This is a genomic window from Methanococcus vannielii SB, from assembly GCF_000017165.1.
GTDB classification, from domain to species: domain Archaea; phylum AGJL01; class Methanococci; order Methanococcales; family Methanococcaceae; genus Methanococcus; species Methanococcus vannielii.
The window spans coordinates 1463658-1481079 of the sequence record NC_009634.1; the positions used below are offsets into that span (position 1 = coordinate 1463658).

Here is a 17422-nt window from a genome sequence, read left to right on the forward strand (position 1 = left end):
ACACTTTTTATATATAAAGAGATAGAATTCCACGATATTTTACTACTAAAAGAATCACTGTAATTACCACTCCTAAAAATGCGTAGTATGTTAATATTTTATCTTTCAAATGCTTAGCACGTTGTTTTTTTGAACATATTTTATTTTGAAGATGTCCTATAATCTCTCTTTTTTCAAAAATGCTCCGTCTTTCGTCGTTTATTATATTTATTATTTCTTTATTTAGCTGATAAGTTTCGTCCCTTAATAGCAGGTATTCTATAATTGCCCCCATAAATACCCCCTAAATACTTAACGTATTATTTTAATTGAATATTACTACATGGGATATATCGTGTAAAATACCATTATTTAAACTAAATATCCCATATTATATTTTTTTAAAGCTAATATACATATTTTTTCATCTATTTAAAAAAAGGATTATTTTTTAGGTTTATTTTATAAATAGTTTCAAAATAAATAGTCTTAAAAAAATTAAAAACTACTTTAAAACTATTTTTTATATACTGTTACAGGGTCAAGGGTTCCGTCAATAATTATATCAAAATCGATTTTTTCAGCCCATCCAGAAGTTTTTAAAACGTTACAAATGCTTATACCAACTATTTTTTCAGGCACTATCTTTTTAATTAATAAGCGAGCATCTTCAGGCGTTGAATTACTATGTTTTGTTGCGATACCCCCCATTATTATTAGATAATCTGGATTATTCAATTTTTTAATGTTGGAAATTCCAAAAAATCGATATCCAATGTCAGTTAGTTCATATTCAACTGATTTGTTTATTTCCGTTTCAGGAATAAAATACTGATTTTTTACGAAATCTCTAACTGAATAGCCGAAAAGCTGAGCCATTGAAAAACAAACGCCTTTTGAACCCATATAAACTATTTTTTCAGGTTTTTTAAGCTGTAATTCTGATTTAAACGATTCTACAAAGTATGAAAGGCATTTTCCAGATTCTGATACTTTCATGATTCCACCTAAAAAAATTTAAATGAGTATGTAACGTAAAATACAAATTAACTTATCCAAATTAAATTATCTAAAATAACTATACAAAATAAAATATTTAAATATTAAAATAGAATATTAAAATAAAAATTTTTTATTTAGATTATTTCAATTTAAAAAAATTCAAAACCGTTATTTTTTCGTTTAAACTTTACAGTATGTTCTAATGTAATTTTTAATGAATTAACCCTCAAATTATCGATTAATAATTTTCCAATGCTCGGGTTAGATTTAATTCCACATATTGAAGTTGTGATTCTTGGATTAATTTCAAGTATCGAAATCTCTTCAAAATCTATCATGAAGTCTACCCCCACATATCCATTAAGTCCTGAAATCTGTTTTAGTGTTTTTTCACACTCTATAATGGCCTTTTCTTTAAGTGGGTGGCATATATTTATCTCTCCTCCACAGTATCTCTCCTCAATGTACTGCTTGTTCATGCAAACCGGATAGAATTTGGAATTATTTACTATAAAAATCATGGAATATGGCTCTCCATTTATAAACTCCTGAACTATGTAGTTTTCATCAAACGTTGAATGGGTGCTATCACAGCCCAATCTATGCTTTACAACATATTTTTTTGGAAAATATGTTTTTGGAGTATTTACTACATTTTTTATTGCTTCATAAGTTAAATATTTGTCCCCTGCAATTTTTACTCCTTCTAAATGACATCCAAGATTTAAAACTCCTTTTTCTTCTATAATTTTCGTCAAATTGTAAAGGTGCAACTCTTCTTCAGGGGCAATTACAAGGGCCATATCTGAATCATCAAGCGCATTTTTAAAATCTTCAAGGTAGTTTTTGGAGGTAATAACTTCTAAATTTTTAATATTTTTGTATTCAGGGTATTTATTTACTATTTTTTCACATAAAATAGTTTTTACAACATAATTTTCATTTAAAAATTGATTCAAAAGAGTATCAAACATTAATTTACCTTCAAAAAGTAATTCTTCAGAAACGATTCCTGTACCGACTGTAAATTCGAAAAAAAATATCTTTTTAGTGTTCAAAATTTCCCTCGAAAGCTTCTGTTTAAAAATTTAATTTATAAATTTCATTATTTCTTTTGAACCTTCTGTAGGTTCGATGTACCCACCATACACTTTTTCTACAACATTTTTTATTTTTTCAAATTTTATATTCTTATTTCCCCTACAAGACTGAATAAGTAGCGGACAATCAAGTGATTTTTCGAGGTAATTTAATGTATTTAAATTAACTGGAAATAATTCTAGGAAATTTAGGACATGAATTCCATTAATTAAACTGTATTTACTTTCAAAATGATTAAATATTACAGTATCGATCCCGTTATCCCTTGCAAAATGGACAATTTCAGGAATTAACGTATTACAGACGGTTTTACACGGGTCTTTTGAACTTAATAGTTTTATATCTTTGCCATTCATCAAAAAGGGCGATAAAATTTCATGTTTAATATTTTTTTCAGCAAGGGCTTTTTGTATTCTATTTTTGTTTTTATGGGGTAATATAACCGTTCCAAGATCAAAAGATAAGCATAGCGGGTTAAAATATTTTTTTATAATTTCAAGCATTGAAAGGTCGTATTCGCACTGTATTAATACAACTGCTTCTTTTTTAACATATTTATCTGTTAAATCAATTCCTTTATCATATAAAAATTTAATAGAGGAATTAAAATGTTCTAATTTTCTTTTATGATCAATATAATTTTCAACCCTTATTATTACGTTTTCTTCAAATTTCTCGTTTAGTTCTTCACGAAGCTTCCCAATTACCCAGCCCCCTGGACCAATTATTGCAGACTTATCAGTTCGAATTGGAGTATAAATTTTTATTATAAGGTCGTTTTCCCTTTTTTTAAATTCAAAGTCCACAATACTAAAATTTGTAGCTTTTAACCCGATTTCAGCACGTATCTTTTTAACCCGTTCATAGATTTCTGATAAAAATTCGTTTTTATTGTTAATGTACTGCATGCTTTTTGCCTTAAAAAGGTTAATATAAAAAATAGTCCGTAATTATAATTCTTCTAATTTTCGCTTTTTAAGTAGTTCTAATCCAAGATTACTCAGTTTAAACTTTTGAATTTTTCCACTAGCAGTCATTGGGTATTCATTTACGAAGAAAACATGTTTTGGAACTTTATATCTTGCAATTTTTAAAAGTGCAAAATCTCTTACGTCTTCTTCTTTAAGTTCGCATCCTTCTTTTACTATTACGAATGCACCAACAATTTCACCGTATTTTTCATCGGGAATTCCAACAACCTGTACGTCTTTAATTTCGGGCATAGTATATAAAAATTCTTCAATTTCCCTAGGGTAGATATTTTCCCCGCCACGTATTATCATTTCTTTTATTCTTCCAACTATTTTATAGTATCCATCACTGTCTTGAACTGCTAGATCGCCACTATGTAGCCACCCTTCTTTATCAATTACTTCAGAAGTTTTTTCAGGCATCTTATAGTATCCTTTCATTACATTATACCCTTTACAGCAGATTTCGCCTACTTGGTTTGGCAAACATGTTTTCCCTGTTTCAGGGTCTACTATCCTTACTTCACAATTCGGCATTGATTTTCCAACAGTTTGAACCCTTTTTTCAATTGGGTCATCAACACTAGTCATGGTAAATACTGGAGATGCTTCTGTAAGGCCATAAGCGATTGTTACATCCTTCATATTCATTTCAGAAATTACTTTTTTCATCGCTTCAACAGGACATGGGGATCCAGCCATAATTCCAGTTCTAAGGCTTGATAGGTCAAACATATCAAACATAGGATGTGAAAGTTCTGCAATAAACATTGTTGGAACCCCATAAACTGCAGTACATTTTTCTTTTTGAATTGCAGCAAGAGTTAATAGTGGGTCAAATAATTCAAGCATTACCAAAGTTCCCCCGTGAGTTAATATTGCAAGTACTCCCAAAACAATTCCAAAACAGTGAAATAATGGCACGGGTAGGCACAAACGGTCTTTTTCGGTGAATTTTTGTTTCTCACCTATATAAAATCCGTTATTTAGTATATTTTTATGGGTAAGCATGACTCCTTTTGGAAATCCGGTTGTTCCAGAAGTATACTGCATATTTATTACATCATTAGAATTTAATTCCGATTTAATTTTTAAAATTTTATCATCTGGCGTATGTTTTCCAAGGAGCATTAATTCGTTAGTGTTGTACATTCCACGATGTTTTTCTTGACCGACGTAAATCACACTTTTTAAAAATGGGAATTCGGAACTATTTAGATTACCCCGTTGACTCGTTTTTAGTTCTGGAAGGAGTTCATAAACAATATCAAGGTAATTTACATCTCTAAATCCATCAATTATTGCAAGGGCCTTCATATCTGACTGTTTCATTACGTATGCAAGTTCATGGCTCTTATATGCAGTATTTACCGTAACTAAAACAGCACCAATTTTTGCAGTCGCAAACATGAATGTAAGCCAGTCTGGAACGTTTTTAGCCCATATTCCAACATGATCCCCTTTAATAATTCCTATTTCAAGGAGCCCCTTTGAAAGCATATTTACTCTATCGTTAAATTCGCCATATGTAAATTTGAGGTTTCTATCTGGGTACACTAAGAATTCTTTTTCAGGGTTTTTTTGCACCTGTTTTTCAAAGAATTCACCAATAGTATCGTTAGTAAAAAGCATGTACATCCTCTCGATACAGGTTTTTTAACTTTTTAATTAATATCTTCAATTAAATGTAGGGATAGTTTTTTTCGTATTTCGTCAGGAATTTTTACCGGACTTTGCTTTAAAAAATCATAATGTACAACAACGGCTTTTCCCTTAACTGCTAGCTTTTCTCCCTGCCAGGCTTCCTGATATATCGTAAATGATGTATTTCCTATTTTTGAGATATATGACCTTATTTCTACATCTTTTCCATAGTACATCTGATATAAAAAATCATATTCAGTTCTTACCATTATTAAATTCCATTTTTCATAACTTAAGTCAAGGTCGGGTACGAAAAATTGAAATATTGGGTTTCTAGCTTGTTCAAACCAAATTGCAGGTACAATGTTATTCACGTGTTTTAATCCATCAATATCTCCAAATCTTGGAGTTACAATCGTTTTAAACATTTTTATCACTATATCTTATTATCCTATGTTTTCTTATTTTAAACTAAACTAACGAATTAAAATGGAGCGTAGATTACGGCAAGTATTTTTGCAAGGGAATTTCCAAAAGCGTGTAAGTCGTGAGGTACTACTGAATCATAATAAATACTATCTCCTGTTTTAAGCAGGTATTTTTCGCTACCATATAATATTTCTATTTCACCACTTATTACAAAGATAAATTCTTCACCTTCATGGGACGATAACTTGTATTCGTTTGTTTCAAATGGGTAAACATCAATTAAAAATGGTTCCATATGCCTATCTTGTTTTTCAAAAGCAAGAGAATAAAAGTTTAATTTACTATCAACTGCCCCATTTAATTTTCCAGAAAACCTGACAACGCTTTCGTAATTTCCTGATTTTGTTATAACTGGCCCATTTTGTGGGGCATCATCAAGAAAAGTACCAAGTCTAACTGAAAGTGCCCTTGCGATTTTTAAAAGAGGAGTTAATGAGGGAACTAAATTTCCCTTTTCAAGACATTCAATAAGTTCAATACTACTATCACTCGCTTTTGCAAGGTCTTCAATAGACATGCCTTTTGATTCTCTTAATTGAGTTATTTTACTACCTAACTGATTCTTTTCTGTCATAATTGCCCTCGTTTTGCTGTTTTTTAAACAGTTAACTTTAAAAGTTTTTCAATTTTAATAGACTTTCAACTTTTAAAAAATTATCTATTTTTTTATGGGCCTTTTAAAAATAATGAAAAAAGCTATGGTTTTTTAAAACTTTAAATATACTAAAATTAATAATTTTATTCTGCTTTACAAAACGGTTCTCTATTTTTAATACACTTTATAAAATAACTACGAATACTTTCTTCATTTCGTAAAGGAGTTACTACATCAACCAAATTATCGTCTCTTAAAAGACAGGGCTTTAAAAACCCATCATAAGTTAATCTTATTCTTGTACAGTGTCCACAAAATTCAGTATTATCCATGGGCCTTACAAATTCAATTTCAAGCCCGTCTAAGATATATTTTTTTCGGTTTTGCATGAATTTTCTTGTAACTACTTTTTCAGACTTTTTTGCTATTTCTTCTTCTATAGGGGTTATATCAATGTGATGATGCTTAAGATTTGGATCTACTGGAATGAATTCTATTATCTGGAGTATTGCGCCGACTTTTTTACAGTAGTCCATTACTTCTGAAAGGTCGTTTAATGTAATGTCCATTGCTAAAAAATTAACCTTTAAAGGGGTTAATCCTAAGAAAATTGCTTTTTCAATCCCTCTTTTTACCTTTTCAACGTCACCGCCCGTAATTTCTTTATATTTTTTAGGGTTTAATGTATCAAGGCTTACGTTTACCCTATTAAGACCTGCCTTTTTTAGGTCTTCAGCACACTTTTCAAGGAGTATTCCATTTGTAGTAAGTGAAATATCTTTAATCTGGTCATTTTTTATGTTTTGAATAATTTTTGGAAGGTCTTTTCTAACAAGCGGCTCTCCACCGGAAATCTTTATTTTTCGAACTCCAAATTCTAAGGATGCACTAACAATTTTACCAATTTCATCAGGCGACATTAATTTACCATTTTCTTCAGTTCTTCCTTCTCTATGGCAGTAGAAACATTTTAAATTACATTCTGGAGTAATTGATAATCTAAAAGACCTGATTTCTCTTCCAAATTCATCTTTCATCAGTATCACAGCGTTTTAAATTATATGTTCATGTAAATTAAAATTATATGATAAAGTTAACACTACTATATATCAGGTAATTTAAAAAAGTTACTATTTTAAATTGAAAGTAATATTTAAAATACTTAAATATTTAAGATACTTACACTACTTAAATATTTAAAAAAAGAGAATTTTTATTTATTGGGTTTTTTTGACAAAGTTGTCGATGAATGAAACTTTTTTAGCATCTAATCTTTTTATTAGTTCGTTTGCAATTCCCATTTTTATCATTTGGAGGTTTTGCATAAATGCAGTGTTTTCTGGAAGGTCGATTATTACATTTTCACTTTCCAATGTTATTTTCAAGTTTTCTTCAGATACTCTTGGAACAAATAACTTTACAACTTCTAAAGCAACGTCAGTTGGAGCTTCAACAACTTCTTCTAATTTTAATTTATAATTCAATGTTTTTCCTGCAAGTTCATGGTTAAAATCAACTAAGATTCTTCCACCGTTTGCACTTACAATTTTACCAATTTTATTGTCGATGTTTACTGGCATTCCAGGGATAGGCCTTACGTTATGCTTTTTAAAGTCGTTCATAGGAACAATTTTCACTTTTGAAGCATCTCTTTTACCAAAAGCTTCCTCAGGTGATAATTCAAGTTCCTTTTCTTCACCAACGTTCATTTCAGTAATTGCCTTATCAAGTCCAGGTATTAACATTTTTTCGCCAACTGAAACAGTAACGAAACCGTATACCATGTTAGGGTTAAGAATTCCTTCCTCTTTAGCTAATTCCTCGTTTGTTGTGTCAAATAATTTTCCTTCGACATAACCATCGTATGAAATTTTTACGAGCTTTCCAGATTCCATTGTTTCACCAAAAATTGTTTCAATGCCAAAATCGCATAGGTTATCACAACAAGTATAAATAAAAGAGTATATAAACCTTGTCAAAATACTTCTATAAAATCAGGATAGTTATGATATCAGCAGTAATATTATCGGGCGGAAAAGCAGAGCGAATGAATGGTGAAAAGTCTTTTAGGACTTTTGGTAACAAATATTTAATAGAGAATATTGCAGATATATTAAATAGCTTAAAAATTCCTTTTACAACGGTTTTTAAAAATCCTGTGTTTTTAAAAGATTCGTCAAGTGAAATAGAAAAACAGGTTTATTTTTATAAAAAATATAACCAAGCAATAACATGGGATATGATACCCGAAATGGGCCCTTTAGTTGGAATGTTATCTGGAATGATTAACTGCGATTCTTCTTGGGTACTTTTAGTTCCATGTGACATGCCTTTCATTACTGAAAAATCGATAGAAAATTTAATAAATTGCATTCCTATTGCAGAATATAAAAATTGTAATGCAATAGTTCCAAAACATGAAAATGGATTTATAGAGCCCATTTTTGCACTCTACCACAGGTCTACAATTAATGCCCTTCAAAAAATAGTTCTTGAAACAAAAGAAAAAAAGTGTTCATACCCAATAAGGAGATTAATTGACGAAATAAATCCATTATTTATGAATATTTCAAAAATAGACCCTACTGGAAATGTATTTTTAAATATTAATACTATTGAAGAATTAAATAGTAATATTTTTTAATTTAAAATTAATATAATTTTATTTATCCATGTTTTAGGTATTTTTCATCAAATAAGTGAAATAAAGAGGACTTTTAAATAGATAATAGGTATTTTTATCGGTTTAAAGTAGTAAAGTTAATTAAAATTATATTTAGACTAAATGGGCAATACAAAATAAACTTTTAAAACTTGAAATTACTTTAAACATTTAAACATTTGAAAAAATTATATTTATAAAAAAATAATTATTTATTTAATTATTTATTTTCTCTCTTTTCTCTCTTCATTCTTCTAATTCTCTTCTTGTAGTGTTTCCATCTCATCTGTCCTTTCTTTTTCCATCTTCTTGAACTTCTTTTTATAGTCTCACGCTCCATTTTGGTTTTACTGGCTCCACTTACTTTTTTCAACAATGATTACATCATCTTTTGTTTTAGGTGCCACGTTTAATGCATTTGATTTAAATGATTCATCAAGAACTGCTTCATCATCGCTTCTTAATACATTTTTTGACTCAAGGATGTAGTACTCACCTTCATTTTCAAACTTAAAGTTTTCTAAAACGTCAGCGAGTTTTGAAACGATTTCTTCAGCCTGTTTTTGAATTTTTTCAATATCAATCATATTATCACAAACCGTGATTATTTAAGTAATCCCAATGTATTTAATGCATTTTGCAATTTTAATTTATTGCTTTGCGCCATTTCACAAAGGGGTAACCTTAACTCACCGGAAGGCATTCCAAGCATATTCATTGCGGTTTTTATGGGTATTGGATTTGTTTCAATGAACATTAGTTTCATTAGTGGGAATAATTTATAGTGAATTTCTTTTGCCTTATCAAACTTGCCCTTTTCAGCGAATTCAACCATCTGAACGAATTCCTTGGGGGCAATATTTGCAATAACGCTTATAACTCCCTTTCCTCCAAGTGACATTATTGGTAAGGTTAATTCATCATTTCCTGACAAAACATCGATATTACATATATCCAATATTTCAGAAACCTGCGATAAATTTGGATTTGCTTCTTTAATGGCTGTAATGTTACTATATTCATCAAATAAGTATTTAATAGTATCTGGTTCTATATTCAAGGCAGTTCTTGAAGGAACATTATATAGAACAATAGGAACGGTTATTGAGTTTGCTACTTCTCCAAAGTGTCGTTTCAAACCTTCCTGAGGTGGTTTGTTATAGTAGGGAGTTATCAGTAGTACTCTATCAGCACCTACATCTTCAGCATATTGGGAAAATTCAAGTGCTTCCAAAGTAGAGTTTGAACCAGTGCCTGCAATTACCTCGACTCTACCGTTTACGAAATCTACGACCTTTTCAATTACCTTTTCATGTTCTTTTGGAGTTAATGTAGGTGATTCACCTGTTGTTCCAACTGGAACGACGCCCTTAACACCATTTTCAATTAAAAAGTCTATATTCTTTCGTAAACCTTCGAAATCTACGCTACCGTCTTTGAACGGGGTAACAATTGCAGGATATACGCCTTGCATAAATTACACCTTAAGCGTTCATTTTTTTTACTTTAGCAGTAATGTATCCTGCGATTCTGTTTCTCAATGTTTTTGTTGAGATTCTTGCAACTTCTTCAACAGCTTTCTTGTTTGCTTCAAAATCGCTTGTGAATTTACCAGCAAACTTCTCAATGAGTTCTTCACCAGTTCTTTTAATAAATGTCTGTCTTATTCGTCCCAATTTATCACCTTATTTAGCACGGGTTTGAATCTTTTTAGTCTTTAATGGTAATGTCTATTATTTATATACCTATTTAGAGTCTACTTTTCGGAAAAACTCTGCCTGAACTTCTTTGTTGTATTCCATAAGAATCTTTATAATTTTTAAAGCCACACTGCATTCAATACAGTGTTCTTCACATAATATTCGTGTTTGTTCACAAATGTCCTGTTCTCTTTTAGAGTCAGTTACTGAAGCTCCAAGTGAATTTTTTAAAGACGCTATTTCGGGCGCAAAACCAGTTCTTTCGGCAATTAAGGTTATTAACTGCTCATCGATTTCGCTAATTCGCTTCCTAATTTCTTCAAGCCTTTTTTCCGAAGAAGATGACATAAAATATCTCCACGAGAATAATAAAAATTATCAAAACAAGTATTGAATATATATTATTTAAAGTTAACTGTGGGTTTTTAAAACATCCAAGTAACGTACTTAGCCCATAAACCGAATTGGAGTTTTTCCATTTTCCTTAAGCCAATTTACAAGGGTTTCTGCATATTTTAACTTTTTAACTTTTATCGAATCAGCAATTTCAACGTCTTTTTCAATATTTGGACGAGAATATTTGGTTACATAAATCCCAAAGTCCATTCCACAAAGAATCATTTGTTTAGCGCCAAATTCTTCGGCTAAAAAACAACACCTATCTCCATCTGTAAACCCACCGTAATTTGACAGATTTTTAAATTTTTTTGGAACTTGGGTCGTTCCAAAGATATTTTTAAGGTTATTAACGTATTTTTCAAGTCTATCAATATTATCTCCATGGGCATGAACTACTACGATGGAGCCAAATAAATTACTTTTAAGAATATACTCCATATCTCCATCTAAATCAGATACTATAATGTCCGGAATGATATTTTCTTCCAATAATGCTTTTGTAGCCCCATCTGCGGTAATTACTACTTTTTCAATATTATCATTTAATTTTTTAAACTCCATTACGTGTTTTTTTAATGAAGGGCCGGCACCAAAAATATATGCATCCTTTCCAGCTATTTTTTTTGAAATTTCATTCGATGCAACATTATTTTTATAAATTTCAATCATTTTTTCAAGTACTTCTGAACTTAAAATATCCCCTTTAATCCCGTACCCAAAATCGTGAATTATTTTTTCATAAAATTTTTTCCAGACAAAAATATCCATATTTTACCCCGATTTCAATAATTCTTTATTTAAAGGTTCTTATTTAGGCCCGTACTATATTATTCATTATTTTATTGATATTTCGTTTACAAAAGTCCTTACAATCACGTTTTTTACATGCTCTTTAGCTATTTTTCCAAGTTCCATCATTTCTACATCGCTTAATGGCTTAATTTTCTGCATTTCTTCAGAATGGGCATGTTCAGAATCATATTTTTGTATTGAATATAAATCACAATCTTTTACGGTTTTTGAAATTTCTGTAATGTCTAATTTATCCATTAATCCCGGAATAAATGTAGTTCTGCATTCTATGAATATTCCTTCTTTTTTACATGCACTTATTATTTCAAGGATTTTTTCATTGATTTTTGTAGTATACCCCGTAATTTGGCCATATTTTTCAAAAGAACACTTTACATCAAGTGCAACATAGTCTATTAATTTTTCTGAAACAAGTTTTTTGATAACCTCCGGATTTGTGCCATTTGTATCTAGTTTTACTGGAAAATTTTTTTCTTTTGCTAATTTACATAGCTCTTTAACGGCTTCTGGTTGAAGTGTAGGTTCTCCGCCACTAATTACGAGGGCATCCGCAAACATTAAATCCATGCTCTCAAAAACTTCTTTTGCACTCATTTCAGAAATGTTTTTTGTAATAAATTCGTAATTTTGACAGTAACCGCAATACATGTTACATTCTGCTAAAAATACAACAGCAGATGCATGTTTTGGATAATCTATCGTGGATAATTCTACAATTCCTGATACCTTCATTTTTTCACCTTCTGCTTAACGTAGAGATTGATTTTTAATTAAATCTAAAATCCAAGGATTTTGCTTGCAATGTAGAAATATATTAAAATTCCTCCAAGGTCTGCAACGGTCGTTATAAGTGGCCCAGACATTAGTGCGGGGTCAATTTTTAACATTTTACCTAAAAACGGAAGCATAGCTCCTACAATATTTGCAAAGACTATGATTATCAATACTGAAATACCTGCAGCCAAATTTACAAACATGTCCGAAGAAATGAGGAATCCACGTATAAATAATATGATTCCAAGCACCAGTCCAAGAATTAACCCGATATATAGCTCCTTAAGAAATACTCTCCACCAGTCTTCTAAATCAACTTCACCTAATGCAAGACTTCTTATTAACATGGTGCTACTTTGACCGCCCGTGTTACCGCCTGCATCCACCATGGTGACCATGAATGCTGCTAGTATCGGTATTGTTGTTAAAATATCTTCATAACCTTGAACAATAAATGAACTTAAACTCTGCACCAAAAGTAAACCAACAAGCCACGGTAATCTATTTTTTATAAATGAAAATGGCGATGTATGGAAATAAGATGTTTTTATCGTGCTTATACCTGCCATTTTATGAATGTCTTCCGTAAACTCTTCTTCAATAACATCTACTATATCATCAATAGTAATAACACCAACAAGCCTAAAATCATTATCTACTGTTGCAATAGCATTTAAATCAAGCTTTTTCATAATAGTTGCAACATCTTCTTGGTCAGTAGTGGTTCTTACATAAGGAGAATTTGGCGTATATATCTCTTCAATAAATGTTTTTGGCTCTGCAAAAAGAAGTTCCTCTAAATTAATTGTTCCAATTAGAGTACGGTTTCCTTCAGTAACAAAAATCGTATATACCATATCAACGTCTTTTCCATACCTTCTAATTTTTTCTAAAGCCCCTTCAACAGTCATATTTCGTGTAACATAAACAAAATTCGGAGACATTATTCTTCCAGCAGAATCCTCTGGATAATTTAGTATTTCAAGAGTCTTTTCTCTGACATCTTTTGGCAGAAGTGTCAATATTCTTATTACTACATTGTCAGGTAATTCATCTAGGAGTTCTGCACGGTCTGAAGGATCCATATCTCTTATAATGGACTTTACTTCCTCATCAGTAAAAAGTTCAACAAGTTCAAGTTGTTCATCTGGTTCAAGCATTGAAAAAATTTCTGCTGCAACTGATTTTAAAAGTAACCGGAAAATAACGACTTTTTCTGCGGCCTTAAGTTCTTTAATGGTTTCGTAAATAATGACGGGGTCTTGGTCCTCTAGTAAGTGTTTAAGTGTTTTAAGATCCCCATTTTTTATGTATTTCCTAACATCAATCTGTAATTCTATAATCATAATCCCTTCCTCCGTCATTTTTTAGAATTATGGCGGTTTATAGATGTAACACACTAAAAAACACCTTTAAATTGTTTGATTTTTCGTTATTTTTATCAGTAATTTTACAAATAATACCATTATTTATGAATAAACTAAATGTAATTTAGAATATAATACTATAAAAAAATATTAGTGAGAGTATGGAAGTTAAAATTTTAGTTGACAATACTGCAAGTTCTAAATATCTTGCACAATCAGGATTTTCTGCAATTATTAAAGATGAGGGCCAAAAAATACTATTTGATGCAGGACAAAGTAAATACGTACTTAAAAAAAATCTAGAACTAATGAATGAAAACGATAAATTTGATTCGATAATATTTAGTCACGGGCACTACGACCATACTGACGGTTTTAACTATTTTATTGAAAAATATGGGAAAAACATGGATATTCCCGTATATATTCATAAAGATGCTTTCAAAAGCCCATTTATTGATGATAGGTATATTGGAATTGATGAAAAAATTAAAGAATTTTTAAGACGCTATGAAAATACAGTATATGTTGAAAAAAAAGTAAAGATTTCAAAAAATCTGATTATTTCTGGAAGTGTTGAAAGAAACTTTATTTATGAAAAAGAAAAGTTTTACACGATTGAAAATGGCGAAAAAACTGAAGATGTAGTTTTAGATGACATGTTTTTAGTTGCAAATAACACCATAATTACTGGATGCTCCCATAGTGGAATTATAAACTGCATTGAGAATGGAAAATCGATTAAAGATATATTTGGAGTTATAGGTGGATTTCACATGCATAGTGCATCTGAAAATTACTTAAAAAAAGTTAAAGAATACATTTCAAAACAGAACTTTAAGCTAATTTCGCCAATGCACTGTACAGGTTTTAATACCACAAAAGAATTGAGTAGTTTAAAAGGATTTAAGTTTGGAATGGTTGGAACAGTATTTAAAATATAAGTTAGAATAATTTAAAATTTTAGTATTTTAAAATTAAATAGATTACTGGATTATTGCAATAGTATCCATTAAACTATCGATATCTATTGTTTCAACGATTTCTCCATTACTAAATACGGCTCTTTTTACTTCTTTTATATGTTCCTTATTTAATCTTCCAAATTCAGTTTCAATTCCCGTATCGAGTATTTTTTCAATCATTTCAGAATCGGCATCTTTAATAAATGCAGTTACCTTTCCAGCGTTTTGTTTAAATTCTGGCCCAATTCTGGACTTGTTTGGAACCACTTCTGCAATTTTTTGTTCAAGTGAAGGCTTTCCAATTATTACTTCAAATTCCTTGATTTTCATTGAGCCTTTTACATCGTTTAAAACATTCAAAAGTGCATTAAAATCTTTTTCGCTACCTACATACATTTTTACATTATTTATTTCTGCGTTAAGTGGCATTCCTTTATTTGATTTATATCTCCTGATTGAAGCAACCGTATTTTTAGCAACTTCTCCAATAAATTCATTTTCCAAATTTATAAAGCTTTCATTTATTGTAGGCCATGAGGTATTTAAGTCATCTACTTCATAAATTTCCCCGACAATTTCTGCAAAATGAGGCGTAAATGGGGCTATTAGTTTTAAAGTTTCAGTTATTACCTTATAAAGTGAATATTGGGCCATTAGCTTGTCTTTTTTTGCAGATTCTGAAGTTTCTTTTGAATAAAGTCTGTGTTTTACCATTTCAATGTAGTTATCGCAGAATTCATGCCATAAGAATTTTTGAATTTCTACAACGGTATTTATCCTGTAATTTTCTAAATCCGTTGAAACTCTTTTAATTAAATCGTTTAATTTACTTAATATCCATAAATCAATTGGATTTTCAATTTCAAAGTTTTCAATAGATTTTAAATTTGAAATTACTTCATCGGGAATGTTCATTTTAGCAAATTTGCATGCATTCCATATTTTTCTTAAAAATCTGCTTCCATATTCTACTTCTTTCCATGCAAATGGAACGTCTTTTCCAATCGTACTGTTTGAAGCCCAAAGCCTCAATGCATCAGCGCCATAAGTTTTTGTAATTTCTCCCGGTTCTACAACGTTTCCACGGCTTTTACTCATTTTAAATCCATCTTCACCAAATACCATTCCGTTAACAACGATTTCATTCCATGGTTTTTCAGAAGTAAGTGCTAAAGACCTGATAATCGTGTAAAATGCCCACGTCCTAATAATGTCATGCCCTTGAGGCCTTAATTGTACGGGATAGTGTTTTTCAAAGAATTTTTCGTCTTTTAGCCATCCTGCAACAACCATTGGAGTAATTGAGGAGTCCATCCAAGTATCCAAAACGTCAGTTTCAGGAGTGAGATTTAAATTTCCACACGCACATGTATATGGACTTTCCTTTGTAGGGTCGATAGGTAAGTCTTCTTCTTTTGCAACGATAATATTTCCACATATTTTACAATGCCATACTGGAATAGGTGTTGCAAATATCCTTTGCCTTGAAATACACCAGTCCCAGCCCATATCTTCAATCCACTTTAAAAGCCTTGATTTCATATGTTCCGGAACCCAATTTATTTCATGAGATGCTTTTTCAACGTCATTTAATAATTTTCTAACGTTTACAAACCACTGGTCCCCCACAATTATTTCTATTGGCGTTTTACATCTCCAGCATGAGCCAACGTTTTGTTCAAGCGGGTCTTGTTTTATCATGTAATTTTCAATAATTAAATCTGAAATAATTTCATTTCTAGCATCATCAGACTTTTTACCGCTATATTTACCGCAAATAGTTGTAAGGAGCCCTTTTTCATCAATTGCTTTTTTAACTTCTAAATCGTGCCTGTTTACCCATATAACATCTGTTTTATCCCCAAATGTACATACCATTACTACTCCGGTACCAAATTCTTTTTCAACGTCAAAATCAGGGAATACTTTAACCTCATGATTAAATAATGGAACTTTAACGGCCTTTCCAATAACGTCACTATATCGTTCGTCTTCAGGATGTACCACTATCCCAACACATGCAGCCATTAATTCAGGCCTTGACGTTGCAATTTCAAGATATTTGTCACTGTTTTCAGCGTAAGGGAATTTTATATAATTTAATTTAGATTTTCGCTCTTGGTACTCTACTTCTGCAAATGCAATTGCAGTTTCACACCTAGGACACCAGTTTACAGGATGTTTCCCCCTATAAATTAATCCCTTTTTATACATTCGCAAAAATGCAGTTTGTGATTTTTTAACATATTCTGGCATCATTGTAATGTATTCTTGGTCCCAGTCAATTGAAATTCCAAGGGATTTTACTTGATTCCTCATTTTTTCCACGTTTTCTTCAGTTAATTCAACGCAGAGTTTTCTAAATTCATGCCTATTTATATCGGATTTTGTGATATTATTTACCTCTTCAACCTTAACTTCAGTTGGAAGGCCGTGGCAATCCCATCCTTGAGGAAATAACACATCATACCCATTCATTCTTTTAAATCTTGCAATAATATCCATATATGTCCAGTTTAATCCATGCCCAAGGTGCATTTTTCCAGTAGGATATGGTGGAGGCGTATCTATAATATATGGTGGCCTTTTTTCGTCTTCTAAAAATTTGAATATTTTTTCATTTTCCCATTTTTTTTGAACTTTAGATTCAAGTTCTATCGAATATTCCTCTTTTATTTCCATTATTTCCCTCATCAAACTAGTCTTTAACATTTCAAACGCTAATATACTCGGTATTATTTTAAATTGCTAATACATTTACTAATACATGTTAAATTGAATATTATATTAAAACTAAAAGCCTTAGAAGTGTTTTAAAAAAGAAATGGATTCAGCTATTTAGAAATATCGTCATTAAACACACGTTTTTAGATAACCCTCTTTTCATCATTATCCATTTATTTTTTTATAGATTTTAATCGTTGACATATATAAAAGTAATTTCTAAGACTTAATATATTT

Annotated in this window: 19 protein-coding genes; 2 read left to right on the plus strand and 17 right to left on the minus strand. The window is 30.7% G+C overall.

Going from position 1 to position 17422, the window contains the following annotated elements; translation table 11 throughout:
- Positions 1–7: 7 nt before the first annotated feature.
- The 9 genes from MEVAN_RS07415 to MEVAN_RS07455 form a co-directional block, all read right to left on the minus strand.
- Entirely contained in the window at positions 8–274 is a 267-nt protein-coding gene (locus MEVAN_RS07415; protein WP_048059175.1) for a hypothetical protein, read from the minus strand.
- 221 nt (positions 275–495) lie between these two features.
- Positions 496–978 carry a DUF2124 family protein gene (locus tag MEVAN_RS07420; protein ID WP_012066247.1) on the minus strand — a complete coding sequence of 161 codons (483 nt, stop codon included), beginning with the start codon at positions 976–978 and terminating at the stop codon, positions 496–498.
- A gap of 152 nt (positions 979–1130) precedes the next feature.
- Positions 1131–2039 carry a tyramine--L-glutamate ligase gene (gene mfnD / locus MEVAN_RS07425; RefSeq protein ID WP_012066248.1) on the minus strand — a complete coding sequence of 303 codons (909 nt, stop codon included), beginning with the start codon at positions 2037–2039 and terminating at the stop codon, positions 1131–1133.
- Positions 2040–2069: 30 nt separating this feature from the next.
- Entirely contained in the window at positions 2070–2990 is a 921-nt protein-coding gene (locus tag MEVAN_RS07430) for a hypothetical protein (RefSeq protein ID WP_012066249.1), read from the minus strand.
- 42 nt (positions 2991–3032) lie between these two features.
- Complete coding sequence (locus MEVAN_RS07435) at positions 3033–4685, minus strand: AMP-binding protein (protein WP_012066250.1); 1653 nt, start codon at positions 4683–4685, stop codon at positions 3033–3035.
- Positions 4686–4717: 32 nt separating this feature from the next.
- A complete protein-coding gene (locus MEVAN_RS07440) occupies positions 4718–5125 on the minus strand; it encodes an acyl-CoA thioesterase (protein ID WP_012066251.1) in 408 nt (135 codons plus the stop codon).
- A gap of 56 nt (positions 5126–5181) precedes the next feature.
- Positions 5182–5760, minus strand: coding sequence for a helix-turn-helix domain-containing protein (locus MEVAN_RS07445; RefSeq protein WP_012066252.1), 579 nt, complete (start codon positions 5758–5760; stop codon positions 5182–5184).
- 164 nt (positions 5761–5924) lie between these two features.
- Positions 5925–6818, minus strand: coding sequence for a GTP 3',8-cyclase MoaA (gene moaA, locus MEVAN_RS07450; RefSeq protein WP_012066253.1), 894 nt, complete (start codon positions 6816–6818; stop codon positions 5925–5927).
- 180 nt (positions 6819–6998) lie between these two features.
- Positions 6999–7676: a peptidylprolyl isomerase gene (locus tag MEVAN_RS07455; protein WP_048059176.1), complete on the minus strand. Its 678-nt coding sequence runs from the start codon at positions 7674–7676 to the stop codon at positions 6999–7001.
- A 110-nt stretch (positions 7677–7786) separates the two neighbouring features.
- On the opposite strand from MEVAN_RS07455, the gene MEVAN_RS07460 reads away from it, so the two are divergent.
- Positions 7787–8425: a molybdenum cofactor guanylyltransferase gene (locus MEVAN_RS07460; RefSeq protein WP_012066255.1), complete on the plus strand. Its 639-nt coding sequence runs from the start codon at positions 7787–7789 to the stop codon at positions 8423–8425.
- A gap of 365 nt (positions 8426–8790) precedes the next feature.
- Here the strand turns inward: MEVAN_RS07460 and gatC are convergent, their stop codons facing one another.
- From gatC to mgtE, 7 genes are all read right to left on the minus strand, one after another.
- Positions 8791–9030, minus strand: a complete 240-nt coding sequence (gatC, locus tag MEVAN_RS07465; RefSeq protein WP_012066256.1) for an Asp-tRNA(Asn) amidotransferase subunit GatC — start codon at positions 9028–9030, stop codon at positions 8791–8793.
- A gap of 17 nt (positions 9031–9047) precedes the next feature.
- Complete coding sequence (dapA, locus tag MEVAN_RS07470; protein WP_012066257.1) at positions 9048–9917, minus strand: 4-hydroxy-tetrahydrodipicolinate synthase; 870 nt, start codon at positions 9915–9917, stop codon at positions 9048–9050.
- Positions 9918–9927: 10 nt separating this feature from the next.
- Positions 9928–10119, minus strand: coding sequence for a 30S ribosomal protein S17e (locus tag MEVAN_RS07475; protein WP_012066258.1), 192 nt, complete (start codon positions 10117–10119; stop codon positions 9928–9930).
- 69 nt (positions 10120–10188) lie between these two features.
- Positions 10189–10491: a chorismate mutase gene (locus tag MEVAN_RS07480; RefSeq protein ID WP_012066259.1), complete on the minus strand. Its 303-nt coding sequence runs from the start codon at positions 10489–10491 to the stop codon at positions 10189–10191.
- A gap of 99 nt (positions 10492–10590) precedes the next feature.
- A complete protein-coding gene (locus MEVAN_RS07485) occupies positions 10591–11310 on the minus strand; it encodes a 6-hydroxymethylpterin diphosphokinase MptE-like protein (RefSeq protein ID WP_012066260.1) in 720 nt (239 codons plus the stop codon).
- A gap of 66 nt (positions 11311–11376) precedes the next feature.
- A complete protein-coding gene (locus MEVAN_RS07490) occupies positions 11377–12087 on the minus strand; it encodes an anaerobic ribonucleoside-triphosphate reductase activating protein (protein WP_012066261.1) in 711 nt (236 codons plus the stop codon).
- Between the two features lie 44 nt (positions 12088–12131).
- Positions 12132–13475, minus strand: coding sequence for a magnesium transporter (gene mgtE / locus MEVAN_RS07495; RefSeq protein ID WP_012066262.1), 1344 nt, complete (start codon positions 13473–13475; stop codon positions 12132–12134).
- A 182-nt stretch (positions 13476–13657) separates the two neighbouring features.
- Between mgtE and MEVAN_RS07500 the strand changes: the two genes are divergently transcribed.
- Complete coding sequence (locus MEVAN_RS07500) at positions 13658–14440, plus strand: MBL fold metallo-hydrolase (protein WP_012066263.1); 783 nt, start codon at positions 13658–13660, stop codon at positions 14438–14440.
- Positions 14441–14482: 42 nt separating this feature from the next.
- Here the strand turns inward: MEVAN_RS07500 and MEVAN_RS07505 are convergent, their stop codons facing one another.
- A complete protein-coding gene (locus MEVAN_RS07505; protein WP_012066264.1) occupies positions 14483–17143 on the minus strand; it encodes a valine--tRNA ligase in 2661 nt (886 codons plus the stop codon).
- Positions 17144–17422 lie beyond the last annotated feature (279 nt).